This is a genomic window from Haloarchaeobius iranensis (assembly GCF_900103505.1).
GTDB lineage: Archaea > Halobacteriota > Halobacteria > Halobacteriales > Natrialbaceae > Haloarchaeobius > Haloarchaeobius iranensis.
Genome location: NZ_FNIA01000014.1, coordinates 1 through 21,752 on the forward strand (window position 1 = coordinate 1; position 21,752 = coordinate 21,752).

General features: G+C 61.4%; 28 protein-coding genes. 12 read left to right on the plus strand and 16 right to left on the minus strand.

The window, feature by feature from the left end:
- Positions 1-213: 213 nt before the first annotated feature.
- A complete protein-coding gene (locus BLT27_RS19220) occupies positions 214-1,095 on the minus strand; it encodes a PD-(D/E)XK nuclease domain-containing protein (protein WP_139172334.1) in 882 nt (293 codons plus the stop codon).
- A 293-nt stretch (positions 1,096-1,388) separates the two neighbouring features.
- Between BLT27_RS19220 and BLT27_RS12430 the strand changes: the two genes are divergently transcribed.
- The gene (locus BLT27_RS12430; RefSeq protein WP_089734524.1) at positions 1,389-1,643 is read left to right on the plus strand and encodes a DUF7692 domain-containing protein; all 255 of its coding nucleotides are present in this window, start codon (positions 1,389-1,391) and stop codon (positions 1,641-1,643) included.
- Between the two features lie 68 nt (positions 1,644-1,711).
- Here BLT27_RS12430 and BLT27_RS19810 read toward each other — a convergent pair whose 3' ends face one another.
- Positions 1,712-1,927 (minus strand): hypothetical protein, encoded by a 216-nt coding sequence (locus BLT27_RS19810; protein WP_089734367.1) that lies wholly within the window; start codon positions 1,925-1,927, stop codon positions 1,712-1,714.
- 52 nt (positions 1,928-1,979) lie between these two features.
- Positions 1,980-2,210, minus strand: a complete 231-nt coding sequence (locus BLT27_RS12440) for a transcriptional regulator (protein WP_089734526.1) — start codon at positions 2,208-2,210, stop codon at positions 1,980-1,982.
- A gap of 110 nt (positions 2,211-2,320) precedes the next feature.
- On the opposite strand from BLT27_RS12440, the gene BLT27_RS12445 reads away from it, so the two are divergent.
- On the plus strand, positions 2,321-3,241 hold the full coding sequence (locus tag BLT27_RS12445) for a DNA adenine methylase (RefSeq protein ID WP_089734369.1): 921 nt from the start codon (positions 2,321-2,323) through the stop codon (positions 3,239-3,241).
- A gap of 90 nt (positions 3,242-3,331) precedes the next feature.
- On the opposite strand, the gene BLT27_RS19225 is transcribed toward BLT27_RS12445, so the two are convergent.
- The 10 genes from BLT27_RS19225 to BLT27_RS12490 form a co-directional block, all read right to left on the minus strand.
- On the minus strand, positions 3,332-4,282 hold the full coding sequence (locus BLT27_RS19225) for a hypothetical protein (RefSeq protein WP_139172335.1): 951 nt from the start codon (positions 4,280-4,282) through the stop codon (positions 3,332-3,334).
- Between the two features lie 51 nt (positions 4,283-4,333).
- Positions 4,334-5,425, minus strand: a complete 1,092-nt coding sequence (locus BLT27_RS12450; RefSeq protein WP_089734371.1) for a PDDEXK family nuclease — start codon at positions 5,423-5,425, stop codon at positions 4,334-4,336.
- 187 nt (positions 5,426-5,612) lie between these two features.
- Entirely contained in the window at positions 5,613-6,173 is a 561-nt protein-coding gene (locus tag BLT27_RS12455; protein ID WP_089734373.1) for a type II toxin-antitoxin system antitoxin SocA domain-containing protein, read from the minus strand.
- Positions 6,174-6,268: 95 nt separating this feature from the next.
- Complete coding sequence (locus tag BLT27_RS19230) at positions 6,269-7,198, minus strand: hypothetical protein (protein WP_139172336.1); 930 nt, start codon at positions 7,196-7,198, stop codon at positions 6,269-6,271.
- Positions 7,199-7,259: 61 nt separating this feature from the next.
- Entirely contained in the window at positions 7,260-7,628 is a 369-nt protein-coding gene (locus BLT27_RS12465; protein WP_089734376.1) for a PD-(D/E)XK family putative nuclease, read from the minus strand.
- A gap of 160 nt (positions 7,629-7,788) precedes the next feature.
- Positions 7,789-8,988 (minus strand): ATP-binding protein, encoded by a 1,200-nt coding sequence (locus BLT27_RS12470; protein ID WP_089734378.1) that lies wholly within the window; start codon positions 8,986-8,988, stop codon positions 7,789-7,791.
- Positions 8,985-9,791, minus strand: a complete 807-nt coding sequence (locus tag BLT27_RS12475; RefSeq protein ID WP_089734380.1) for a hypothetical protein — start codon at positions 9,789-9,791, stop codon at positions 8,985-8,987. The genes BLT27_RS12470 and BLT27_RS12475 overlap by 4 nt, the downstream gene beginning before the upstream one ends.
- Positions 9,788-10,372, minus strand: coding sequence for a DUF8063 family protein (locus BLT27_RS12480; RefSeq protein WP_089734382.1), 585 nt, complete (start codon positions 10,370-10,372; stop codon positions 9,788-9,790). The genes BLT27_RS12475 and BLT27_RS12480 overlap by 4 nt, the downstream gene beginning before the upstream one ends.
- The gene (locus tag BLT27_RS12485) at positions 10,369-11,943 is read right to left on the minus strand and encodes an Env/VP5 family phage fusion protein (RefSeq protein WP_089734383.1); all 1,575 of its coding nucleotides are present in this window, start codon (positions 11,941-11,943) and stop codon (positions 10,369-10,371) included. Before BLT27_RS12485 ends, BLT27_RS12480 begins: the two co-directional genes overlap by 4 nt.
- 244 nt (positions 11,944-12,187) lie before the next feature.
- Positions 12,188-12,613 (minus strand): DUF8023 family protein, encoded by a 426-nt coding sequence (locus tag BLT27_RS12490; RefSeq protein WP_089734385.1) that lies wholly within the window; start codon positions 12,611-12,613, stop codon positions 12,188-12,190.
- Positions 12,614-12,831: 218 nt separating this feature from the next.
- On the opposite strand from BLT27_RS12490, the gene BLT27_RS12495 reads away from it, so the two are divergent.
- Positions 12,832-13,083 carry a hypothetical protein gene (locus BLT27_RS12495; RefSeq protein WP_089734387.1) on the plus strand — a complete coding sequence of 84 codons (252 nt, stop codon included), beginning with the start codon at positions 12,832-12,834 and terminating at the stop codon, positions 13,081-13,083.
- A 6-nt stretch (positions 13,084-13,089) separates the two neighbouring features.
- Here the strand turns inward: BLT27_RS12495 and BLT27_RS12500 are convergent, their stop codons facing one another.
- Both BLT27_RS12500 and BLT27_RS12505 read right to left on the minus strand, forming a co-directional pair.
- Entirely contained in the window at positions 13,090-13,374 is a 285-nt protein-coding gene (locus BLT27_RS12500; protein ID WP_089734388.1) for a hypothetical protein, read from the minus strand.
- Positions 13,371-13,625 (minus strand): helix-turn-helix domain-containing protein, encoded by a 255-nt coding sequence (locus BLT27_RS12505; protein ID WP_089734391.1) that lies wholly within the window; start codon positions 13,623-13,625, stop codon positions 13,371-13,373. The genes BLT27_RS12500 and BLT27_RS12505 overlap by 4 nt, the downstream gene beginning before the upstream one ends.
- Before the next feature lie 323 nt (positions 13,626-13,948).
- Between BLT27_RS12505 and BLT27_RS12510 the strand changes: the two genes are divergently transcribed.
- From BLT27_RS12510 to BLT27_RS12550, 9 genes are all read left to right on the plus strand, one after another.
- Positions 13,949-14,479, plus strand: coding sequence for a hypothetical protein (locus tag BLT27_RS12510; protein ID WP_089734393.1), 531 nt, complete (start codon positions 13,949-13,951; stop codon positions 14,477-14,479).
- The gene (locus tag BLT27_RS12515; RefSeq protein ID WP_089734395.1) at positions 14,476-15,501 is read left to right on the plus strand and encodes a tyrosine-type recombinase/integrase; all 1,026 of its coding nucleotides are present in this window, start codon (positions 14,476-14,478) and stop codon (positions 15,499-15,501) included. The genes BLT27_RS12510 and BLT27_RS12515 overlap by 4 nt, the downstream gene beginning before the upstream one ends.
- Positions 15,502-15,943: 442 nt before the next feature.
- Entirely contained in the window at positions 15,944-16,360 is a 417-nt protein-coding gene (locus BLT27_RS12520) for a Rieske (2Fe-2S) protein (protein WP_089734396.1), read from the plus strand.
- A 64-nt stretch (positions 16,361-16,424) separates the two neighbouring features.
- A complete protein-coding gene (locus tag BLT27_RS12525) occupies positions 16,425-17,054 on the plus strand; it encodes an HAD family hydrolase (RefSeq protein ID WP_089734398.1) in 630 nt (209 codons plus the stop codon).
- Positions 17,055-17,100: 46 nt separating this feature from the next.
- The gene (gene cbiB, locus BLT27_RS12530; protein ID WP_089734528.1) at positions 17,101-17,997 is read left to right on the plus strand and encodes an adenosylcobinamide-phosphate synthase CbiB; all 897 of its coding nucleotides are present in this window, start codon (positions 17,101-17,103) and stop codon (positions 17,995-17,997) included.
- Positions 17,988-18,773, plus strand: a complete 786-nt coding sequence (cobS, locus tag BLT27_RS12535; RefSeq protein WP_089734400.1) for an adenosylcobinamide-GDP ribazoletransferase — start codon at positions 17,988-17,990, stop codon at positions 18,771-18,773. Before cbiB ends, cobS begins: the two co-directional genes overlap by 10 nt.
- The gene (locus BLT27_RS12540; RefSeq protein ID WP_089734402.1) at positions 18,773-19,351 is read left to right on the plus strand and encodes an NTP transferase domain-containing protein; all 579 of its coding nucleotides are present in this window, start codon (positions 18,773-18,775) and stop codon (positions 19,349-19,351) included. Before cobS ends, BLT27_RS12540 begins: the two co-directional genes overlap by 1 nt.
- Complete coding sequence (locus BLT27_RS12545) at positions 19,341-20,363, plus strand: aminotransferase class I/II-fold pyridoxal phosphate-dependent enzyme (protein ID WP_089734404.1); 1,023 nt, start codon at positions 19,341-19,343, stop codon at positions 20,361-20,363. The genes BLT27_RS12540 and BLT27_RS12545 overlap by 11 nt, the downstream gene beginning before the upstream one ends.
- On the plus strand, positions 20,341-21,048 hold the full coding sequence (locus BLT27_RS12550) for an adenosylcobinamide amidohydrolase (protein WP_089734405.1): 708 nt from the start codon (positions 20,341-20,343) through the stop codon (positions 21,046-21,048). The genes BLT27_RS12545 and BLT27_RS12550 overlap by 23 nt, the downstream gene beginning before the upstream one ends.
- On the opposite strand, the gene BLT27_RS12555 is transcribed toward BLT27_RS12550, so the two are convergent.
- Positions 21,049-21,708, minus strand: a complete 660-nt coding sequence (locus tag BLT27_RS12555) for a hypothetical protein (protein ID WP_089734407.1) — start codon at positions 21,706-21,708, stop codon at positions 21,049-21,051. It lies immediately after the preceding gene.
- Positions 21,709-21,752 lie beyond the last annotated feature (44 nt).

A 21,752-nucleotide genomic window follows, 5' to 3' on the forward strand; every position in this document is an offset into this window, starting at 1 on the left:
TCGTCGCCTCGACGAGCGCGAGTCGTCGTCGACGAACCGGAAGGGGGGCTTCCGGTTTGTCATTAGGATGTGTGGCTAAGGCGCACCTGTTGAAAATACACAGCCACCCGTGGCGAAAGCCCACGGGAAACGCACCCCTGTGGTGCGCGCAATTGGGGTATCCTTCAAAATAGCCACTTTCTTTCCAAGGACCTCTCTAATCAACCGGATTTCCTATGGCAGCACGAGTACTTCAACTTGGAATTCGTCTCCATCTATTGTTCGTGGTCCTGTGAGTTCCCTTTCGAAGTTCGGCACATCTTCAATCTCTGAATCGCCATCCCATACGACGCAGTACATTTGCTTACAATCACTATGAGCGTGGTAGCTCTCGATATCTACCTTTAACTCATCTGGAATTTCTTTTGCGTGACCACTATCACGAACATACTTAGCCTCAATCACCGTCGAAATCCCAGGAATTACGAAATCAATGCGCTTAGACTTAGTTGCGTGCTTGGGTGTATATTCTTCTGGCCTTGCATCTGGGAAAATTGGTTTCATTATCGCATATAGCAGGTCCTGAAAGTCTGTTTCACACTCGATTTCGAAATCAGGACGGTCTTCGTCTCTATCTTGTAATATAGAAAATGAATTTGAGAACCCTTCAAATATTTCTGTCAATAAGAACCTACGGTCTCCTGTATAGGTTTCCTGGAGGAACTCATATCTATCGGTCATATGCCCGCTCACAAGAGCCTCAAGATGGTCAAGTAAGAAGGCAGCCAGACAATAAGGGTTCGCGTTATCTTGGTCTTTAGCCCACTCAGCATATTCCTGGGCCTCCCGCTTGACCTTCTCGTTCGAGATCATCTGTAAGGCTTCTTGATTTGACTTTCCATCTCTTACATACCCTAAGAATTCGTCATATCCATGGATAGAATCGACGTACTTCACAATCTCCCCCGGTTCAAATTGAATCCTGCAAAATGCGAATTTCTCACGGTCTTCACGCCAGAATTGCGTATAGATACAACCCTTATTTTCAAGGCCTCGTAGGTCTTGTTTGTGCGCTTGCCCAATGTGATTAAATTCCCTACCGAAGAATTGCGCCATGAACACCTATGGCCGCTACCACAGTATAGTGTTTTTGGCAATTTCACCGCCCTCAATTTCCCGGCACCCACAGCTCCCCAAACTCTCCCCCCTGGGGTCACACGTCGAGAAATCCGGTTCCCCGAATATGCACACGAAGTAGAGATTGCCGTGTGTACATAGGCCCGCCCATCGTCGTCTCAACCCGCCCTTTCGTTCGCCAGCTCGACAGAAGTCGGGCGATTCACCCCGAAATGGGGGTCCCAGTCACTCGAAAAAACTAGGATTCTGGGGGTCGTGTGTACGAGACGACCATGCGAATCCGAACCGACGGCGACAAAGCATATCGACGAGACGCCATCGAGAAAGCCAGCCGGTTCTACGACTGCAACAAGACGACGGCCGTCGTCTCTGCCTGCGAGGACGTGCCCCAGCTCGTCCGCGCGGCCGAGGCCGTACTCGAACGCGATGACCTGACCATGCAGCAGAAGCGAGAGATAGCCGCTACACTCTCAACGAGAGCTGTAACGTTCGAAGTAACCGAAATCGTCGACGCGACTCGTGAGTAAGACGGTGGAATTGTCGAGGTAAGGCTGTCGAGAGGACAGCCCCCAGTACCGAAAAGCCGTGTTGAAACTTACTCCCCAATGCGACTCATACCGAAAGCCTCCGGGTCTGGTTCTATTCGATACTCGTAGTTCGCGTGCGCCTGGTCGAGTGCCTCGGGCTCTACCTCTTTCACACACTCAGAGCAAACCGCTTCACTCCTTTCTACAGCACCAACGCCATCGTCTGAAAGATACTGCTCGTAGACCCAGAACTCAACGTCAGCGGAACAATGTTCACACTGCATGTGAACCCGGTTGGGTCGATGGGTTTTAAACCTCAGTACCAATGCAGAGTGACTATTCCTCGTTCATCGTCCAGACGAACGAACCACCTACATCAGCCTTCTCAATTTTCCCGTCTTCAGCCAACGAGTTCAGACGACGATACGCTAAATCGTACGAGCAACCGACCTTATCGGCAACCTTCGAGGTCGTCGCCATGCTGAGTTCTCCGACGGCAGTCACGAATTCCTCTGTCGGATATTGCTCACGGAACTGCCCTGATTCGTGGTCGCGCTCGTTCGGCACTATCCAACGGTCCAGACTCCACTCTATTAGTGTTGAACGGTAGTAAGACCCTTCAAGATACATTGAACGGTAATCTTTAAAAACGAAGCCGCAACAAAGCAGTATCACGAATGGTCAACCCAGTTCTAAAGTGGGCCGGCGGCAAGCGGCAACTACTCGACGAGCTGTATGCACGCTTCCCTACGGAGTTCAATCACTATCACGAACCGATGTTCGGCGGTGGCGCACTGTTCTTTGACCTGGAGCCGGCGGACGGGAGTATCAACGACACGAACCCGCGCCTCGTCAACTTCTACAAGCAGGTTCGTGACCGGCCCGAGGAACTGATAGACCGGCTCAAGTCGTTCGAGGACCCAGAAAACGAGCCGAACGAAGACCGGGAGTACCACGATACGAACCGTAAAGGGAAGGAAATCAAGAACTACTACTACCAGCAGCGGGAGCTGTTCAATCGGCGTCCACACGACGAGCCGTTTGACGAGCTGGAAGAAGCGGCGTTACTCCTCTACCTCAATCGGACCTGCTACAACGGCCTCTATCGAGAGAATCAAAGCGGTGGTTTCAACGTCCCAATCGGCCGGTATTCGAACCCAGACTGGGTACGGTCAGAAGAAATCAGAGCTGTGAGCGAAGTACTCGAAAAGACCGAGATTCACAATCGGGACTTCGAGTACGTACGTGAAGTCGCTGAGGAGGGAGATTTGGTGTACTTTGACCCACCGTATGAGCCGATGAGTCCGACAGCGTACTTCACTGACTACAGCGCAGAAGGGTTCGGGAAGGAAGACCAGGAGCGTCTGTTAGAGCTGGCTCAGGAACTCGATGAGAACGGTGTACACGTCATCCTGAGCAACAGCGGAGTAATGTTCGAGATGTACGACGAGGCAGGGTTCCACGTCGAAACAGAGGGTGCGACACGGGCTATCAATAGCGACGCCGACAACCGCGACGAGGTAGACGAGATTATCGCGACAAACGTCGCTCCGGAGGAACGTGGGGACATAGGGCAGCTAAAGCTCCAGAATTATTGACCCAACCCATATTTTTCTATAATTTCCTAAACCGAGGTACCTCCACTCGCATTACTGTTTGAGGTTAAGTAGCCGGCTTATTCACAGTAGCTATATCGAGTGTATATCGGATTGAAGCTCTGGGTTGGGCACTAATTTCCCTTCGTGATTTTTTACGTCACTCATTATTCTATGGTATCGGTTATACTCGTTTGAGTCATTGGGACCCCCATAGTAGTCCGTATCTCTCCCGAAATTGGATGAAGACGACTCCAATATTTTCTCTACAGGATTATACGTATACTCCCGTCCATCGTATTCGGGTCGCGGGTAGTTGAAATCCTCTTGCAGGAAAATCCAGTAGGTCGAATATAGCAGGGCCGCCGGAGTTCTCCCGACAGATAGATCATCTAAATCCTGTCTATTATTTAATATTTTATCTGGGCTCTCCCCGCAATACAATTCAGCCATCGCCTGTCTCCACTCGTTAAGTAATCTCGATGGATTGTCAGATGAATATATCTCTTTCATCTTCCACCACAAATCGCTGAACAAGTCATTATGAACAGGCATTGTTTTCTTATCTCCAATCCCGTCGTATCCTTCTAGAAAAACCTGGAAGTCAAAGGGATGGTCGAAGTAACTATCCCAGAATGCCTTGTCACCGGGATAGTGTAGATACAAGGTTTTCCCGTTCGGAAGATTCGCGACATTGAACCGTATTTTTCTGCCATTTTCTCTTAGCTGGGACTTTGGTGGGAGACCAACTTTCTCCCGTTGCTGGATAAACGTACTAACAGTTCCTACAATTTGGGCTGCAGTACGTTCATCAGGGCTTGCTGGCTCCGTTTGTGTTTCAGTTTCGCAGTCTGTTCTAGCTGTATGTATTAATTTCCTCAATACTTCTTTCTCTATCTTATCGAGCCCAGAAGATGTGAAGCGGGACTCAATCTGTTCATCAAGGTCTGACGAAGCGAGTTTCTCTCGATTAAGGAACTCGCTAACTGGGTCAGGGAATGAATTAATTCCCAGCTCGCTGGTTGTGTGAATTATATCAACCATCTATACACTCGACAGTTTAACATGGAACCAATTAAATTCCATCTCGGATAGTTACTCTCCGAGCGTCGTCTGTCGGTCACCGCTGAAATCCACTTTCTGAATCTGGTCCGTGAATTCTTCCGGGATATAGCCGTTGAACGTACCGGTGAACGATGGCGCGTACAAGTACACCTCAATCTGTTCTGCTTCGGGACCGAGACGCTTGTGGAGCCATTTCAGGTACCGGACGACCTGAGTCGCTGCACCTTTCCCAGCCCGCTTGTTCTTGAGCTCGATAACCGTGTTCGGAATCGTACCGTCCTGAATACGGTCCTCAGTGAAATAGCACACGTCAGCCTCGTCCATATCACGGGGCTTGAACGGTGAAATCGGGACCTGTCGACAGATAGCTGCGTCGTCGGGACGTAGGAACTCGGGAAGAAGCGACGGATTCGCCGTCACACCTGCTTCGAGATGGGATTCAGGATTTGCATCTTCGGAATCGTCAACACCGTACTCGGGCGAATACGGAACGGGCTCTCCCTGAAGCTCAATGTCTTCGTCGCTCTCGGGTTCGATGTGGCCCTCTGGTTCGTTCTCCATCAGTTCGAGCATCGTCTGCGTCTCACCTGGAGTTAGCGTACAGAATCCCATCCCGGAAATCGTGTTCGAGGGAAGCGGATACGGGTACTCACCGAGCTCGAAGTACAGCTGGTCGGACTGGATGTACGTCCCGGCGAGGTCACGGTCATCCTCGAAGCGTAGCAGGAAGGGCTGACACACCGCGTCGTCTTCCTCGTCTTCATCGTTTACCGTGAACAGACCCGGCTCTACCCTGTCATACCGGTCACGGTCGGACTCGTCCCAGACGAGCGGAGCATCGGCGTCTCTCCCGAGTGGACTCCGCTGACCGTTGATGAAGAACGCGCCGTGTTCGTCGGACCCGACGAGTTGCCCCCCGTAGTAGATTTCTCGGTCACGGAAGAAGAACACGTGATTCCCTTCACGGCCACAAGCATAGTCCGCGAGCGTCGGATAGTGATTGCTATACGACGACGGCTCACTCTCCTCGGGAGACATGTGCTGGCCGTAGATGCCTCGGTCGAGGTACAGTCGAAGAGTCTCCTCGTCGTAGAGTGTGATGAATAGACCGCCTTGGACCATGGCGGCACTGTTGTTACCGAATTGATATAGCAGGCGTTTAAACGAGTATTGAATGGGTACTGCCTGCAAACCAGTGGCACCCAAGACACCATTAGAATATAATGAAGGTTGTTCAAAATTATTTTAATATACTTAGAACAATTGACTCAACTTACTGCCAAAGAGATAATTACTCTGCACTCAGAACTTATGAAATTGTATAGAGCTCGCTCTCGACCCCATCTATTTTTTCAGGAAGCTGTCTTTCCAGCTTATTTTTTATGCCATCATTTTGGGTGATAGCCCTATCAAACTCCTCAAAATCCATCGGTTGGTCATATTCCGTCTCCTCAAACAGCCAGCTGTCTTTACTAAATTGAGCCAGTTCTTCCGTCGACTCCCTATTCACTTTATCACAGATTGCGGAAATAATTCTCTGGAGACCATCAGAGACAAAATTGTCCTTTGAATCCAGACTGTAAGCTGTCGTCCGGTTATTATTTACAATTCTATTTTTCTCTGTTATATCGTCCATCACGTTGAGTGCGTAGCGGACGTCTCGGGAGAATGCCCCATACATGTATGGCCGATACTCTGCTTTGGTCATCCTACGCGAATAGTGAACAACGCAATAGACCTCGCCGTAGAATATTAATTTCTGTATCCGGGTCTCGAACAGCTCATCACGCTGGGACTGGACCAGAAATTCCTTAATAACTAACTTTACTCTGTCTAACTCTTCTTCGCTGAGCCCCGTCTGTTTCAGCATCTTTCTGGTCCCTTAGTATCCCTTAGTATGATTCGTAGTTGTATCTGGCACAATCAGTCTCTCTTTGACCAATCTCAATCGAAGTAGTTTACACGTTATTTGTCCTGGTTCATATTTTCTGGGGTAGCACCGGCCACAACGCAAAAGTCGCTGATTAGGTATTCGATATAGTGTCGTTTATAATCTCCAGAGGCATCCATGAATACAAGTGCGACGAATAACATTGCCCACATCAATAATCCCAGTTCGTACTTTGTGAGAATCTGAAGAAGAACTGGGCGATAATCCAAGGCATGCGGTGTGAGAGGGACAAACAACACAGCCAGATAAAGTGATAGCAGTAAGAGTAGCGTTACCCACATCCCGCGGCAAAAAGAGTAACGAGCTTGAAAACCTTCAGCACGTCCAGCATCTGTTTGAGATAGTTTTGCTGTGACCATGGGGTACAGTTGGCGGAATTCAGGATATCCATTCAATTCAATTCCCTCGCTCGATTCCTGCTCAAATTTCCCGATGTCAATGCCGAACTCTGATTCACAACAATCTCGGAATCGGTCGTAAATAAGATTAGAACCACCTAACCCTCTTCTCTCCTTCGAGAGATCAAAATACCAACCCAGCTGGTTCTCAAAGAGCCTCCGATGACTCTTGAATATATCATGAATACCCCAATATCGACGTTTCAACCAGTTCTTAACGCTTTCTCGATTTTCCCAGTGCTTCTCATTTAGAAGAGGAGCACGAACATAGTATTTGTCTGCTACCCATCTTCCAAGGCGATAGAGTGCTTTCTCCGTATTATCAGCGAGTGTGTGGACTGCTTGGCCCAAGACCAGTCCCGAAAATACTAGTGTCAAAGAGACAGCGGTCAACACCGCTAGATTCACCGTCCCGTTTGGCCCTGCAAGCGATTCAATTGGGAGCCCAGGAAGTAGAGCACTGGTCCCGATTAGAGCAACGATACCGGGAATTGACTTCCCAAAAAAGTCGTACGATTCCAGTACACTCGCAACCCTGTTCGCCATCAGCAAATCCCATCCATTCTATCAGTATTAATCTATTGACTAGATGTATGATAGTTGGAATTCACTCTAGCACTGCCTCAACCCTAACTTTCGTTTTCCGGGACCCTCTGTGACCACCTGTCCCCGACCACTTCATCAGCGGCATCTTCGACGACCGACGCATCCTCACCGTCACGATTCGTGCGCTTGACCCGGAGCGTCGGTACGGAGCGAAGGCATACCAGCCACCAGCTCGCCGGAGCTTCCGGTGGGCTTCCTCGTAAATCTGGAAGTAGCCGGTCGAGTCCACGTCGCAGGCCTTGATTTCGACGGGCGTCCCGTTCTGGAATTTCGCATCGTGCCAGTAGCAGCGCGCGGGTTCGAGATTCCGCTGCTCGATGACGTAGTGTTCTGCTGCCGTGCCGTACTGGTTGGCTTTCTTCGAGGGCATGGCTACGCGCCTCGCGCGCTGATATATATCGACTCCTCTCGTCTGAGCGCGGCGCGGTCATGGGCGAGGTCGCGCCGGTCGAAGACCGGGGCGACCGGCGTATGACCTACGAGTACGGGACGGGGTGTTGCAACTGCAACACGCTCGCGCGCCCGTGCAGTCATGCGATTACCTCCGCGACCTGTTGCACCTCGTCGCGGTACTTCCCGTCGTCCGTGTAGCGGTCGTACCGGCGTTTACAGGTAGAGTGGTCCCACGGGGTCGCTCCCGCCAGTTTTCGCCATGCAACAGGCTCCTCGCTGTCCCACTTCTCAGGCTCCTCCCGGGCGGTGACGATGTTGTACATCGCGACCGCCTCCATCGTGTCCTCGAAGTCTGCCGACGAGTCGATGTCGTCGGCCCTCGAATCCTCCCAGGACCACTTCGTCGGTTCCTTGTCGTTGTACGTGAGGTCCGTCGGTGGAATCCCTTGAATCGGGTCTCCGAGTGGGTTACGCGCGGAGCCGTTCTTGATGGAGTCGAATACCTGCGCTTCCTTCACGTCGATTTTCTTCACGATGGTCCCCAGCTCCCGAACCAGGGGCGCGACGCTGTTCGGGTCGTGTCCGATGACGATAATCGAGCCGCCGTACTTCCGGATTTTGAACAGCAGCGGTCCCATCTTCGTCCGCATCGTGTAACCCTGCTCACCGACGCCGGAGCCAGCCGAAGATACCTCGTCCCAGACGAACAGCTTCGGGCGTGGGTTCCCCGCGAGCACGTCACCATCCTGCTTCAGCCACTCGGTCAGCTCACCGTAGCTTCCGAGCCAGCCGTCCCGAACCCGGCCCTTGTCATCGACCCACTCGTCCGTCTCTTCGAGTGTCTTGATGTTCGACGCCAGCAGCGAGTCGTCGGGCTGTCGCTCCTGCCACAGCTGGGCGAGCAGTAGCGCGAAGTTCGTCTTTCCGGCCCCCGGCGGGGCGAAGATGTAGATGATGGGTGCGGGACCGCGCATCAGCCCGCGAAGCCGGTCCATCTCCTTGATACCCGAGACGTCCGCTTTCTGGCTCGGGTCGCCAGGGAAGCTTTTGAGCGTGCTCATGTCCCCGTGCTCGAACGCCTCGGTGAACCGTTCGGTCCCAGCGACTCGGAGCAGCTGCCGATGTTCGTCGAGGTCTTTCGCCTGCCCCGGCGCGAGGTCCGGACGATTCCACTCTTCGGGCTCGTACATCTCGGTGCGAATCGAGAGCGCACGGGCAATCCGGTCGTCCTGGACGTGGGGCGCGTGGTGATGTACCCGGTCGTTCTGGCGGCGAGTGTTGCCGTCGCGCCACTCGATTGCCCCACCTGCGGTGAACAGCTCTTGCTGGTCGGTCATGGGTCATCGCCCTCCTGCATCTCGGGCGGTCGTTTCGGCCCGATACGCTCGGCGTTCGGGTTGCGTTTGGGGTCGTAGCCGGTGCTGTAGTCCTCGATTTCGTCGATTTCGAGCCGGTCGTCCGAGTCGTGAACGCGGTCGATGGTGTCGTCCCACTGCTCGCGCACCGTGTCGGGCGCGAGCATCAGCCCGCGCTCTGTCGCCTCGGCGTTCCGGTTGATGACTTCCTGTTGGTTCTCCAGCGCGCGGCGCGTCTCGGTCCCGCGCAGCTCGTTGCGTTCGAGCCAGGCATACACGAATCGGTCGTGGAGGTCGTACACCAGCGACTTGAACGTCACCAGCGCCGAATCCTGCATCTGGCTCATGTAGCAGCCCGTCACGACGACTTCCCCGGTGTCCTCGTGGTACTCGAACTCCCGCACCTCCCACGCGGTGTTATCGTTCACCTGGTACGGCGCGGGACCCTCGACGGTCTTCTCTTCCCACACCTCCGGCTTCACGTACAGCTTCCGGCGCACGTCCTCGGCGGCGTTGATGTGGTACACCTCTTCGTGGGTCAGCTTCCAGAACAGCTTGATGATGGTGACGAACAGCCCCGTCAGCGGCGGGCCGAACAGCAGCACGGTGGCGAACACACCGCCGGTCCACGGCGGGAGCGACGGGAGCGCGGGTCGCCACAGCCACAGGAGCACGCCGAGAGAGACGAGCAGGCCCGCCACGAGTGCCTGCGCGTTACTCAGGATGTACGTCAGGCGGTCGGCCCACCCGTCGAACGTGGCGCTGGTCTTGCCGGTCATGGTCATGCCTCAATCACCTCCCCGCGCTCCTTCCGGAGAATCAAACCGGTGGCGGTGAGGGCCGCGAGCACCGAGGTCCCGACGCCAGCGAACACGCCTTGCGTGCCGCCGAAGGCTTCCAGCGGGTTGCTCGATGGAAGTTCCTTCGAGATGACGAACTCCTTCTCGGTGGTCCATACGGAGACCGTCGACGTGCCCCGCCAGGTCTCGACGTCGAGCACGACGCGATTCGTCCCCTGGTCCAGCCACACCTCGTGCTGGTACCCCGCCATGTCGACGGCGGAGAGCCCGCTGTTGGACGAACGACGATTGGCTTCCTTCATCGCACCCATGCTGTCCTGCCACATCAACAGGGTCCCAGACAAGTCGGCCTCGACGATGAGCACGATACGGCCCGGCGAGTACTCCATGTCGACGAGCGTGACGCCGGAACCGAGGTCGGCCTGGATGGTTGAGGCGTTCCCGTCGTCGGGCATCGTGGTGGTCGCCTCGGTCGTGTTGTCCCCGTCTTGTGCAGAGGTTACCCCAGGGACGACACCCGCCGAGACCAGCACCAGCGCGATGACCATGACCGCGGCCCGTCTCACGGCGTCATCACCTCGATGTAGAGTTTAACGCCTACACCGACCAGCACGGCCGCGAACACCAACATGACGACACCGCCACCGAGGGCGAACCCGGCTCCGGTTCCGAGGTCCGGCCACCCGATGTTTCCAGTCCCACCGCTGTTGTTCGCGGCTTCCTCGATACGCTGCTGCTCGATGCGACGCAGCTCGATGAGCCGGTCCAGCTTCTCCCCGAGTTCGCTGTAGTTGTTCGTCCGGTAGTTGTACGTCTGGGGTTCAACGACGGAGATTTCCTGACCCTCGTGGTTCTCGGCACCGACGACGGTGAACTTCTCGGTCAGCTCCACCGAGCGGTTCTCGCCGGACACGAGGAACTGCAGACTCTGGTTCCCAAACTCCGGGTAGTACGTCGTCCCGACGGTCCAGTTCTCGTATCCCGGCGGGTCCCCGACGAACAGCCCGGTCAGCTCCTCCGTAGAATTGTTGGGGGTGAACTCGGCAGTCTCGATGGTGATAGACCCGGTCTCGGAAAGGTTCGGGACAGTCGCGCCCGCCGAGGCAAGAGCGTGCGCGGAGTAGAACATCCACCCCGCTCCGCGGAGGTCCTGACTGGAGTCCATCGCTGCCGCCTGCGTGCTCTGGTACTCGTCAATGTCGAGCTCACCGCGGACGTACGAGCCGTACAGCCCGTTCACGGTACTGTTGAGGTTGTCCAGCATCTGCTGGTTTTGGCTCTCAATGCGGTCGATGGTGGTCCACCAGCGCGTGCTGTTGTACACCATCACCGTGTCGTTCTCGAACGTAGAGAGCACGTGAATGTACTCGACGTCCTCGGGGCCGTAGTCGTCCGAGTTCGGCCACGTCGCACCCTGCACGAGCGGGCCGGAGTGACTGCCGATGCCGCCCCCACCGACGTGCGAGCCCGATGCGTAGCCGTGCATCGCCTGGAACTGGACGGTGCTCCCGTTCGGGAGCGTGTAGTTCATCACGTCGGTCAGGTTGTACTCACCGAGCCCGTGGTTCAGCCGGTCGTCGTAGGTGGCGTAATCGATCTCGAAGGTGGACTGATTCAGCTCCTCCATCTCGACGGTCCGCGCGAGGTACATGAAGTCCTCCCACTTCGCGTTCCGGTCCGCCGCCAAGTTCGTCAGCAGCACGCTGTAGTACTCCTCAACAGCGGCGATAGCGGCCTGCCTCGTTTCGGCCTGCGTGCTGTTGTTTTCCAGCGCGTTCAGCGCGGCCACCTCTGCTTTCGTCCAGGCGACGGTGCGGGCGTGTTCGAGGCTGTTGGCGTGCCCGTCGAGGAAGCTATCGGAGTACACAGCAAGCGTCTCCGCCCGGCTGTGGATGTCCTGCATCTCCTGCTGCTTGTTCCCCTGGCGAATCTCCTCGATGCGGCACTCGGTCGACTTGTCGAGGTTCAGCTGGAGCACGTCGATGGCGATGCCGATAGCGTCCCGCCCGCACGGGTCGCCCGCGAAGCCGTCGCCGTCGTCATCGTCGTCTGGAGCTGCGGCAGCAGCGGGAGCGACGAGGGTGGTCGAGACGAGCAACGCGGCCATGACCATGACCGCGAACTGTCTGGCCTTCATGCGAGGCTCACCCCGAACCAGACGAGCGAGCCGACGAGCACGACCAGGAGGAACGCGAAGCCGACGAGCCGCGCGGTCGGATCACTCACGATTCTCACCCCGGTCGATGACGCGCTGGCGGATGCCCGCCTTGGCGATGATTCTCCGAAGCCGTTCGGTGGTTTCCGGGTCGAAGCCTCGGAGCACGATTCTCCCGGGTTCTGCGGATTGGTGGGTACTCATGAATGGGATGGGGAAAGCGGGGTTACTCGTACGCGAGCAGGTAGAAGCCGGCTCCGTTCACACCGACCATCAGCAGACCGAAGCCCCAGAACGAGGCGATAAGGTCCGCGAACGCCGGAACGAGCACGTAGAACAGGTTGGCGACGATGAACACCGGCCCAACCCACTCCAGCGGGCTCTCCGGTTCCAGAATGTCCGGCTGGTTCGTCGCCCACGCGATACCAATCGCCAGCAGCGTGACGACCGCACCAACCGTGATGGTCGGCCCGTTCGAGACCGTGTACAGCACGTCTCCCATGTACACCGTCACCGGAGCGTCGACACCGACCGTGGCGATGCCCGCCATGGCGAACGTCGCCGCCACGAAAAACGGCGCGAGAAAGCTGTCGATGAAGTCGATTCCACTCGGGTTGTGGAGCCAGTTCGGCCCCTTCGTCGTAGTTGCCATACTACACCCGAGTGTTCGAGAATCTAGACTTAACTGTCAGCCAGAACTAGATGAGAACCAGTACCATCAGTTTCACTCACACACGGGAGTTATCAAATCGGACTAGATACAGTATGGGTCTAGAAATCAGGCAGTAGAGCCGATTAGTGGATTACTTTCACTTTCACCCCGCTCAAGGATTCGGACTTTTACCATACACCCCATCGGTTGCAAACGAGATGAAAGTCGAGGTCAATGTCGATGATAAGATGCATCGTTGGCGCTGGACGTGTCCGAATGGACACCGGACGTGGGAACCGACGAATCACCACTTCTGGTGTGCCTGCTGCGCGCGTGCTCCTGAGGAAGAGGGGAGTTTCGATGAGCTGCACGACAAGCGACGCGGTGAGACCTTCGAGCGTGACGAGATTGTTCTGAAAACCGACGCAGGGGCGTACACCGACGTGTACGGCGAGGAGGGTCGCCCGTGAGGGGGATTACTGCTCGTCGACGAGCCGGTCAAGGTCAAGACGGTCGAGGAGGTCGTCCGCGTCGCCTTCGACCTTCTGTGCGGTCTCGTCGTCCATCATGCCCCGGTCGAGATACGATTTCCGTAGATGGTCGTATTCGGCGGCGTGCTCGCCACACAGCGGCACCTGCCACTGGATACCCGGCGGTGAAAGGTCACGCTCGTCTCGGAGGTACTCTTCCCAGTCGACGGGGAGGCTTTCGGGCTGTGCATCGTCGGACCCGCACAGGGCGCATTGGTAGGCCACGGTCACTCGCCGTTTTCACTAGCGTTCTTGATAAATTCACGCCCTTCGTCGGTGAGCCACCATATCTTTCCACGGCCCGCTCTCTTCACGGCAAGAAGCCCATTTGCTTCGAGACTGTCGAGACGCTTGCGGGTACCGTTGAGAGAGAAGTCCAACACATCCGCCACTTCCGACGTGGTGAGAACAGGGTCGTCCGTCTCCACGAAGAGACTAAGAATTTCGTCGTCGGAGACTGTTTCCTTCCTACCTCCGGCCATTATCGTCGTTCTCCGCCCGGAGGGGCAAAGTATCATTGGTTGTTAAGGTTTAGCTCCGTAGCTAGCTCTTTTGGGAGAGTTAGTTCGTCCATTAGAACTATGTCCCCTGAGTTAGAACGAGTGGCTAACGGAAGCTCTTCGCGGACCCTTCGCTCGGCGTTGGGTCCATCGCAGAAATGCGGACCCGGTGTAAGGGCACCGGTCCGCGTGGGCTTCCGTAAACCTAGCACGAAACCCATGTACGCAAACGTTGGCGCGGGGCTTAAATCCCCGTCAGATAGCACCGCAACCCCGACTATCGCGGCCGTCACGGGGGTCCGAGCATGAGCCGGGACCCGATGCCCTACCGGGTCGGTGCGACGTTGATTTTCCCCGGTTACGACGGATGGGAGCAGTTCGCTTCGGAGGTCGACGACGAACGGACCACCGAATTCGAGTTCGGTGGGACGTCGCACCTCTCGCACCCCTGGAAGGGGACCGTCGAACCACACGAGTACCCGTTCCGACTGCCGGAGGAACCCACTCGGTCCCTCTCGAAGTTCACGGCGGAACTCCACCAGCTGACGTACCGTCACGCCGAGTTCTCGGTTCAGCCCTACCCATCGACGTTGCTCGACAGTTCGGGCGAGGCGTTCGGGGAACTCCACGACGGCGAGCCCGCGACTCGGGTCAGTATCGAGACCTACCGGACCCCGCCGAAGTGTACCCTCGGCCTCCTTCGCGCCGCTACGAGCGCGTTTCTCGGCCACAGCCACGGGTTCGACGACGACCCACTCGGTTCGTCGACGGTCGACACGTACCAGGTAATCGAGACCGTTGACGACGGACTCTCGATTGACGAGGTGACCCGATGAGCGACGGCCTCGAACCGCTGTCGCCGGGCGAGGGCGTTCAGATGTATCTCGACCACCGTCGAGGCGAACTCTCCGAGCGAACGCTACAGACGCACTACTACCGGCTCAAGCAGTTCCGGGAGTGGTTGGAACAAGAGGAGGGTATCGACAACCTGAACGACCTGACCGGGCGCACGTTCCACCGCTACAAGGTCCACCGTCGCGACGAGCGCGACCTTGCACCGTCGACGGTTCACGGCGATTTCGACACGCTCTCGCTGTTCGTCGAGGTGCTGGAAGTGTTCGACGCGGTAGAGCCGGGCCTGAAAGAGAAGGTGCTCGTGCCGACGGTCTCGAAGCCGGACACGATTAGCGAGGAGGAGCTGGACGCCGACCGGGCGGAGACGATTCTGGATTACCTCTCGCAGTTCCACTACGCGAGCCGGGACCACGCGCTGCTGCTGCTCATCTGGCACGTCGGGATGCGAACCGGCGGCGCGCGAGCCATCGACCTGTCCGATTGCCACCTGGACGACGACGCGCCGGGTATCTCGATTCGCCACCGGCCCGACCAGGATACCCCGCTCAAGAACGGCGAAGCGGGGGAGCGCGACGTGAACATCTCGACGGAGGTCGCGCGAGTCCTTCAGGATTACATCGACAATCGGCGTATCGACTCGACCGACGACTACGGTCGGGAACCGCTATTCACGACGCAGTACGGCCGACTGAGCCGGGGCGCGTTGCAGGTGTCGGTCTACCGGTGGACTCGACCGTGTGAACTCGGTGGCTGTCCCCATGACCGTGACCCAGAGACGTGCGAGGCGACGAAGCAGAAGGCGGCCAGTCAGTGCCCGTCGACGAAGGCACCCCACGCGGTTCGGACGGGGAGCATCACCCACCAACGGAACTGTGGTGTCCCGGCAGAAGTCGTCTCCGAGCGTGTGAACGCCACCGAGGACACGATTGAGCGACACTACGATATGCGGACCCACCGCGACAAGATGGAATCTCGGCGGCAACACCTGGAGGGGTTAGAATGACGCTCTCGCGGTCTATTTCCCGTCCACACGTTTGTTACTGTGCGCGGGGAGGGCGGACTTCCTTCGCAGTCGACCCACCCTCGAGAGTCGTGGCTCCGTAGCCCCACGTTGGCAGACGTAAACGGAGGGGGTAGCGAGTCCGAGAGCCCGTGGCCCGTCTAGACGAGCCGCGCGACCGCGACGCCGAGGCCGGCGACGAGTGCCGCCATCGACGTCTGGAGTGCGACGCCGAGCGGGGGGGGCACCACCGATCAGCGAGAGTGTCGCGGCGGTCGCGAACACCAGTGCGACGGCGAGATGGAACGCAAGCGTCAGTGTGGGAACGTTCCAGCCGACCTCGATGCCGAGCGACTCTTCCATGGGCACGTGTAGGGGTCGCGAGGACAAAAACAGGCGCCTCGCGCCCACAGGAGTTACGCGGGTGGCAATCCACGGCGGTGGTATGACGACGGAACTCACGGACGTCGAGACGGTCCACGAGGAGCGGTCGTGGCTGTTCACCGCGCGGGACCCCTACGGCGAGCCGGAGGAGGTCATCCTGGTCCCCTGCGAGGAGGGGGTGGAGGCGTGGGTGAACCGATGTACACACGAGGCACAGAAGCTCGACCGCGGGATGGGCGCGGCGATGCGGGACGGGCAGATCATCTGCCCGAAGCACGGGTCGATGTTCGACAGCTGCTCGGGCTACTGCGACAACGGCGAGGCGGCGGAGACGACGCTCGTCGCGGTGGACGTGACCGTCGAGGACGGGACGGTGTACCTCGACGACTCGACCTACGAGTTCGGCCACGAGGGTGGCGCGGACGACGACGACGATGACGACGGCATGCCGAGTTCGACCTCCCACATCGGGCTGTAAGACGCCCCTCGGGAGGACCGGCGGGACCGCGTCGTTCAAGTAGACTTGGGCTAGTCTCAGGGTAGTGGCAGTCTCGTTCGACCTGTTCGGGACGCTCGTCGAGCGCGTCGATTCCGGGGGCGACGACCCGGCGGCGCGCGTCGCGGCCGAGCTGGCGGCCCGCGACGTTGCCGTCCCGGACGACTGGGCCGACGCCTATCGCGAGAGACACATCGACCCGCCGGAGGGCGCGGAGGTTCCGCTCCCGGCGCACGCCTCCGCGGCGTTGTCGAGCCGCGGCGTCGAGACGCCGAACAACGCGGCTCGCCGGGCGGTCGTCGCCGCGTTCGACCCCGAGGTACGGACCCGCGACGGCGCGGTCGAGGCGGTCGCGGCCGCCCGCGAGGTCGGTCCGGTCGCACTCTGTTCGAACTGTTCGGTGCCGGAGCTCGTCGGCCGGACGCTCGTCCGCTCCGAACTCTCGCGGGACGACTTCGACGCCGTCGTGAGCAGCGTCGGCTGCGGGTGGCGCAAGCCCGCCGCCGAGATGTTCGAGACGACGGCGACCCGACTCGGCGTCGACCCCGCCGCCCTGGTCCACGTCGGGGACGACCCGCGGACCGACGGCGGTATCGAAGCGCTGGGCGGGCGGTTCGTCGACGTCGACGACGTGCCCCTGCCCGAACTCCCCGACGAACTGGGGTGGACCGGATGACGATGACGGGGTGCCGACGGACGCCGCCGGGGTGGTCGACGTGCCGATGACGGCAGCCGCGGCGGTCGCCCTCGCGGTCGGCCTTGACCTCCTCGTCGGCGAACCGCCGAACCGGCTCCACCCGGTCGCGTGGTTCGGGCGGCTGGTCGCGCCCGTCGACAGGGCCTGGAACCGTCCTCGGCTCGCCGGCGTCCTCGCGGCGCTCGCGCTCCCGTTGCTCGCCGCGGGGACCGTCGCCGCCGTCGTCCGGCTCGCGTCGCGGGTCGACCCCTGGGCGGGCGCGGTCGTCGCCGGACTCGCACTGGCGGCCACGACGAGCCTCCGGATGCTCGTCGCCGAGGCGCTGCGTGTGGTCCGACTCTCGACCGAGGACATCGCGGCCGCGCGGGAGGCGCTGCGCTCGCTCGCGGGACGGGACGCCGGCGAACTCTCGCCGGGACTGCTCCGGAGCGCCGCGGTCGAGAGCGCCGCGGAGAACCTCGCCGACGGCTTCGTCGCGCCGCTCGCCGCGTTCGCCGTTCTCGCGCCGTTCTCGCTGACACTGGCGGCAGCGGGGGCGGCCTGGGTCAAGGCGGTGAACACGCTGGACTCGATGCTCGGCTATCACTCGAAACCGGTCGGCTGGGCGAGCGCGCGCCTGGACGACCTCGTGATGTGGCTCCCGGCACGGCTCAGCGCACTGTTGCTCGCGCAGGTCGCCGGCCGGCCGCGCGCGCTGTGGCGTGCGCGGCAGTGGCTCCCGGAGGTCCCGTCGCCGAACTCGGGCTGGCCGATGGGGACACTCGCCGCTGCTCTGGAGGTCAGACTCGAGAAGCCGGGGGTGTACGTGCTCAACGCCGGCGCGTCGCACCCGTCGCCGCGGACGGCCCAGCGGGGCGTCCTGCAGGTCGCCTCGTCGGGGGTCGTCGCGACGATCCTCGCGGGGGTGGTCGCGTGGCTCTGAGCGCGCTCCGGGGCGCGGTCGGCTTCCTCACGCGGCTCCCGGTCGGGCACGACGAGCGTGCGTGGACCGCGTTCAGCGCGTCGCCCGTCGCGGCGGTCCCAGTCGGCTATCTCGTCGGCGCGTGCCTCGCACTGCCGTTCGTCGCCGCCGCGAGCGCACCCGTGGCCCTGCCGGCGACCGTCGTCGCCGTCGCGTATCTGGTCGCGACCTACGGCCTCACCGGCATCACCCACCTCGACGGCGTCGCGGACTGCGGCGACGCAGCCGTCGTCCACGGCGACGCCGAGCGCCGCCGCGAGGTGCTGAAGGACACCACGACGGGCGTCGGCGCGGTCGCGGCCGTCTCGCTCGTCGTCGCCGGCCTCGCGCTGGCTGCCGTCGCGGTGGCCGGGCTCGCCGTCGGGGAAGCCGTCGCCGTCGTCGTCGCCAGCGAGGTCGGCGCGAAGGCGGCGATGGCGTCGCTCGCGGCGGTCGCGGACCCGCCCCACGACGGCCTCGGGAGCGCGCTGGCCGACGGCTCGGGCGTCGGCGGCGCCGTGTTCGCACTCGTCGTCGCGCTGCCGGTCGTGGGCCTCGGCTGGGTGGCCCGCGACGGCGTCATCGGACTCCTCGCTGCCGGCACGCCCGTCGTCACGGGGGTCCTCGTCGCCGCCGTCGCGGTGTCGTGGGCGCGGAGCCGGCTCGGCGGCGTCTCCGGCGACGTGTTCGGCGCGACGAACGAGCTCGCCCGCCTCGTCGGGCTCCACGTGGGGGTGATCGCGTGGACGCTCTCGTGATGTGCGGCGGCGAGGGCACGCGGTTCGACGGCGACGTGGAGAAGCCCCTGTTCCGGGTCGGCGGCGTCCCGATGGTCGACCGCGTGTGCGACGCGCTCGCGGCGAGCCAGGTCGAGGACCTGCACGCCGCCGTCTCTCCGAACGCACCCTGCACGCGAGACCACCTCGTGGACCGGTCCGGCGTGACGACCGTCGAGACGCCCGGAGAGGGCTACGTCGCGGACCTCGGCAGCGCTATCGAGGCGACCGGCGGCGAGCCAGTGCTGACAGTCGCCGCGGACCTGCCGCTGCTCGCGGCAGGACCGGTGGACCGCGCGCTCGACGCGGCGGTGTCGGCCGACGGCACGGTACGCAGCCTGAGCGTCGTCGTCCCCGTCGCGCTGAAGGAGCAACTCGGCGTCAGCGTCGACACCGCGATGGACGGGGTCGCACCCACGGGAGTCAACGTGGTCGGCCCCGAAACCGAGAGCGAGACACACGTGAGCTTCGACGCCAGACTGGCTGTGAACGCGAACACGGCCGCCGACGCAGCCGTCGCAGCGCGGCTCGTCGGGGAGGTGGGAACCGATGGACCGTGAGTCCGTCCGGGACGCCGAGCGAGTGCCCCACGGGGGGACGACCGACCGGGACGTGCTCGACCTGAGCGCGAACACGAACCCGCGGTCGCCGCCCGGGACGACGGCCGCCTACGACGCCGCCCTCGGCGGGTCCCGGCGCTACCCGGACGACGACTACCCCGAGTTCCGCGAGGCCGCAGCGGCTGTCGTCGACGTGGACCCGGCGCAGGTCGTCCCGACGCCCGGCGGCCTCGCGGCCATCCGGCTCGCGCTCGCGACCGCCGTCGACCCGGGCGACCGCGTCGCGGTACCCACCCCGAGCTTCGGTGAGTACGCCCGCGAGGTACGCCTACAGGGCGGCGAGCCCGCGTTCGTCCCGGTCGACGAGGTACTGGACGTCGACCCCGCCGAGTTCGCCGTCGTCGTCGTCTGTACGCCGAACAACCCGACCGGCTCGCTCCCCGACCGCCCCGACCTCGTCGCGCTCGCGGACCGGTGTGCCGACGCCGGCACGCGCCTGCTCGCCGACGAGGCGTTCCTGGGCTACACCGAGCAGGCGTCCCTCGCCGGTCACCGGGCCGTCGTCGTCGCCCGGTCGCTGACGAAGCTGTACGGACTGCCCGGTCTCCGAGCGGGCTACGCCGTCGCCACGGGCCCGGCGCGGGACGACCTCGCGACGGCCCGCCGTGCGTGGACCCTCGGCGCGCCCGCCGCCGCCGTCGGGACACACTGCCTTCGCCAGCGCGGCTTCGTCCGCGACACCCGCGAGGCCGTCCGCCGGGAGCGCCGCCGGCTTCGGACCGGGCTCGAACCCGCGTTCGAGGTTCACCCCTCCGCGGCACCGTTCCTCCTGCTCGACTGCGGGGGCCGGGACGTGGACGGGTTGCTGACGGCGGCGCGCGAACAGGGTGTCGTCCTCCGTGACGCCCGGACGTTCCGGGGCCTCGACTCGCACGTCAGGATTGCGGTGAAGGACGCCCACGCGACCGACCGTACGCTGGAGGTGTTGGATGTTCGAGCCGACGACGCGTGATGGCGTGGTCCGCCTCGGCGCACCCGACACGACGTGGCTCTCGACGGGCTGGCGGGGCGGCCGCCGGGTCGCCGACGCGGCCTACAGCGTCACCGTGCCGGAGGACTGGCGCTGCGACGACGTGGCGGCGTTCGTCGCGGACCGGATCGGCGCGGCGGGCTTCGACGCCGCCGAGTTCCACGGCGGTGCACCCGTCCTCCTGACCGGGGTCGCTGCACGCCACGCCCGCGGTGCGCGTCTCGGCCCCGTGGTCGCCGTCGCCACGGCCGGCGTCTCGAACCCCGCCGAGCTGCCGATGGACCCGCCGGGCGGCGAGCTGCCGGACGGCGAACTCGTGCCCGGCACGGTCAACGTCGTCGTCGGGACGACCCGTGCACTGGAAGGCGGCGCGCTCGCGAACCTCGTCGCGGTCGCCGCCGAGGCGAAGGCCGCGACACTCCTCGACGCGGTCGGCGTCCCGGGGACGACGAGCGACGCGGTCGTCGTCGCCAGCGACCCCGACGGCGAGCCGGCGACGTTCTCCGGGAGCGCGACGCGCGTCGGCGCGGCCGCCCGAGCGTCCGTGCGAGAGTCGGTATCGGCGGCGCTCGACGCGAGATACGGCGACGACGAACCGCCGACGGGCGTCGACGACGCGCGCTACGGCGTCAGCACCGACGCCCGCGCGGACACCTTCGAACTGTAGTCAGGCCTGCTCCGTCGCCGGCTCGTCGTCGTCGCGCTCCTCGACGACGGTCACGTCCATCGCGTCGGCGACGGCGGTCTCGGACAGCTCGTCGCCCCGGGTTCCGCCGGCAGCGTCGCGCTCCCGCGCGTCGGCATCGTCGAGCAGCTCGTCGAGCCGCGAGGGCATGCTCGACCGGTCGAGCGCCGCCTCCTCCCGGTGGAGCTGCTCGATCTTGCGTTCGAACGTCTCGCCGGATATCTTCCCCTCGACGTAGTCCTCCTTGACCTGCGCCAGCTTCTCCTCGGCCGTCGGCGCCGGCGGCGCGAGCCAGTCCGACAGCTCGACCGCCCGCGCCGCCGGCACGTAGTACTCGACCCCCGCGGCGAGCCGGGAGAGGCGCTCGCTCTCCAGCCGCGGCGACGGGATGGAGATGCGACTCGCCAGCGCGATGACGAGCCAGAGGAGGAGTCCGCCGGAGACGAGGATGAGGAGGACGGAGGCGAGCAGCCACGGCGCGACGGCTCCGAGCATCGCCGCCAGCACCGGCTGGCTCCCGGGTGCGAGCAACGCCAGGAGCCCCTGGAGCAGCCCCCAGACCGTCGTCCCGACGAGCGCGAACAGGCTCAGCACCAGGCCCACGGTGAGCGCCTTGACCTTGGTGCCGCCGAAGCGTCCCATTGGAGAGGCGTATGCCGTCGTGACACTTCAACGGGACGGTGCCG

Coding starts and splice junctions, on each gene's coding strand:
- BLT27_RS19220 (WP_139172334.1), bottom strand. CDS start 1,095: ATGGCGCAATTCTTCGGTAGGGAATTTAATCACATTGGGCAAGCGCAC.
- BLT27_RS12430 (WP_089734524.1), top strand. CDS start 1,389: ATGCGAATCCGAACCGACGGCGACAAAGCATATCGACGAGACGCCATC.
- BLT27_RS19810 (WP_089734367.1), bottom strand. CDS start 1,927: ATGCAGTGTGAACATTGTTCCGCTGACGTTGAGTTCTGGGTCTACGAG.
- BLT27_RS12445 (WP_089734369.1), top strand. CDS start 2,321: ATGGTCAACCCAGTTCTAAAGTGGGCCGGCGGCAAGCGGCAACTACTC.
- BLT27_RS19225 (WP_139172335.1), bottom strand. CDS start 4,282: ATGGTTGATATAATTCACACAACCAGCGAGCTGGGAATTAATTCATTC.
- BLT27_RS12450 (WP_089734371.1), bottom strand. CDS start 5,425: ATGGTCCAAGGCGGTCTATTCATCACACTCTACGACGAGGAGACTCTT.
- BLT27_RS12455 (WP_089734373.1), bottom strand. CDS start 6,173: ATGCTGAAACAGACGGGGCTCAGCGAAGAAGAGTTAGACAGAGTAAAG.
- BLT27_RS19230 (WP_139172336.1), bottom strand. CDS start 7,198: ATGGCGAACAGGGTTGCGAGTGTACTGGAATCGTACGACTTTTTTGGG.
- BLT27_RS12465 (WP_089734376.1), bottom strand. CDS start 7,628: ATGCCCTCGAAGAAAGCCAACCAGTACGGCACGGCAGCAGAACACTAC.
- BLT27_RS12470 (WP_089734378.1), bottom strand. CDS start 8,988: ATGACCGACCAGCAAGAGCTGTTCACCGCAGGTGGGGCAATCGAGTGG.
- BLT27_RS12475 (WP_089734380.1), bottom strand. CDS start 9,791: ATGACCATGACCGGCAAGACCAGCGCCACGTTCGACGGGTGGGCCGAC.
- BLT27_RS12485 (WP_089734383.1), bottom strand. CDS start 11,943: ATGAAGGCCAGACAGTTCGCGGTCATGGTCATGGCCGCGTTGCTCGTC.
- BLT27_RS12490 (WP_089734385.1), bottom strand. CDS start 12,613: ATGGCAACTACGACGAAGGGGCCGAACTGGCTCCACAACCCGAGTGGA.
- BLT27_RS12495 (WP_089734387.1), top strand. CDS start 12,832: ATGAAAGTCGAGGTCAATGTCGATGATAAGATGCATCGTTGGCGCTGG.
- BLT27_RS12505 (WP_089734391.1), bottom strand. CDS start 13,625: ATGGCCGGAGGTAGGAAGGAAACAGTCTCCGACGACGAAATTCTTAGT.
- BLT27_RS12510 (WP_089734393.1), top strand. CDS start 13,949: ATGAGCCGGGACCCGATGCCCTACCGGGTCGGTGCGACGTTGATTTTC.
- BLT27_RS12515 (WP_089734395.1), top strand. CDS start 14,476: ATGAGCGACGGCCTCGAACCGCTGTCGCCGGGCGAGGGCGTTCAGATG.
- BLT27_RS12520 (WP_089734396.1), top strand. CDS start 15,944: ATGACGACGGAACTCACGGACGTCGAGACGGTCCACGAGGAGCGGTCG.
- cbiB (WP_089734528.1), top strand. CDS start 17,101: ATGACGGCAGCCGCGGCGGTCGCCCTCGCGGTCGGCCTTGACCTCCTC.
- BLT27_RS12540 (WP_089734402.1), top strand. CDS start 18,773: ATGTGCGGCGGCGAGGGCACGCGGTTCGACGGCGACGTGGAGAAGCCC.
- BLT27_RS12545 (WP_089734404.1), top strand. CDS start 19,341: ATGGACCGTGAGTCCGTCCGGGACGCCGAGCGAGTGCCCCACGGGGGG.
- BLT27_RS12550 (WP_089734405.1), top strand. CDS start 20,341: ATGTTCGAGCCGACGACGCGTGATGGCGTGGTCCGCCTCGGCGCACCC.
- BLT27_RS12555 (WP_089734407.1), bottom strand. CDS start 21,708: ATGGGACGCTTCGGCGGCACCAAGGTCAAGGCGCTCACCGTGGGCCTG.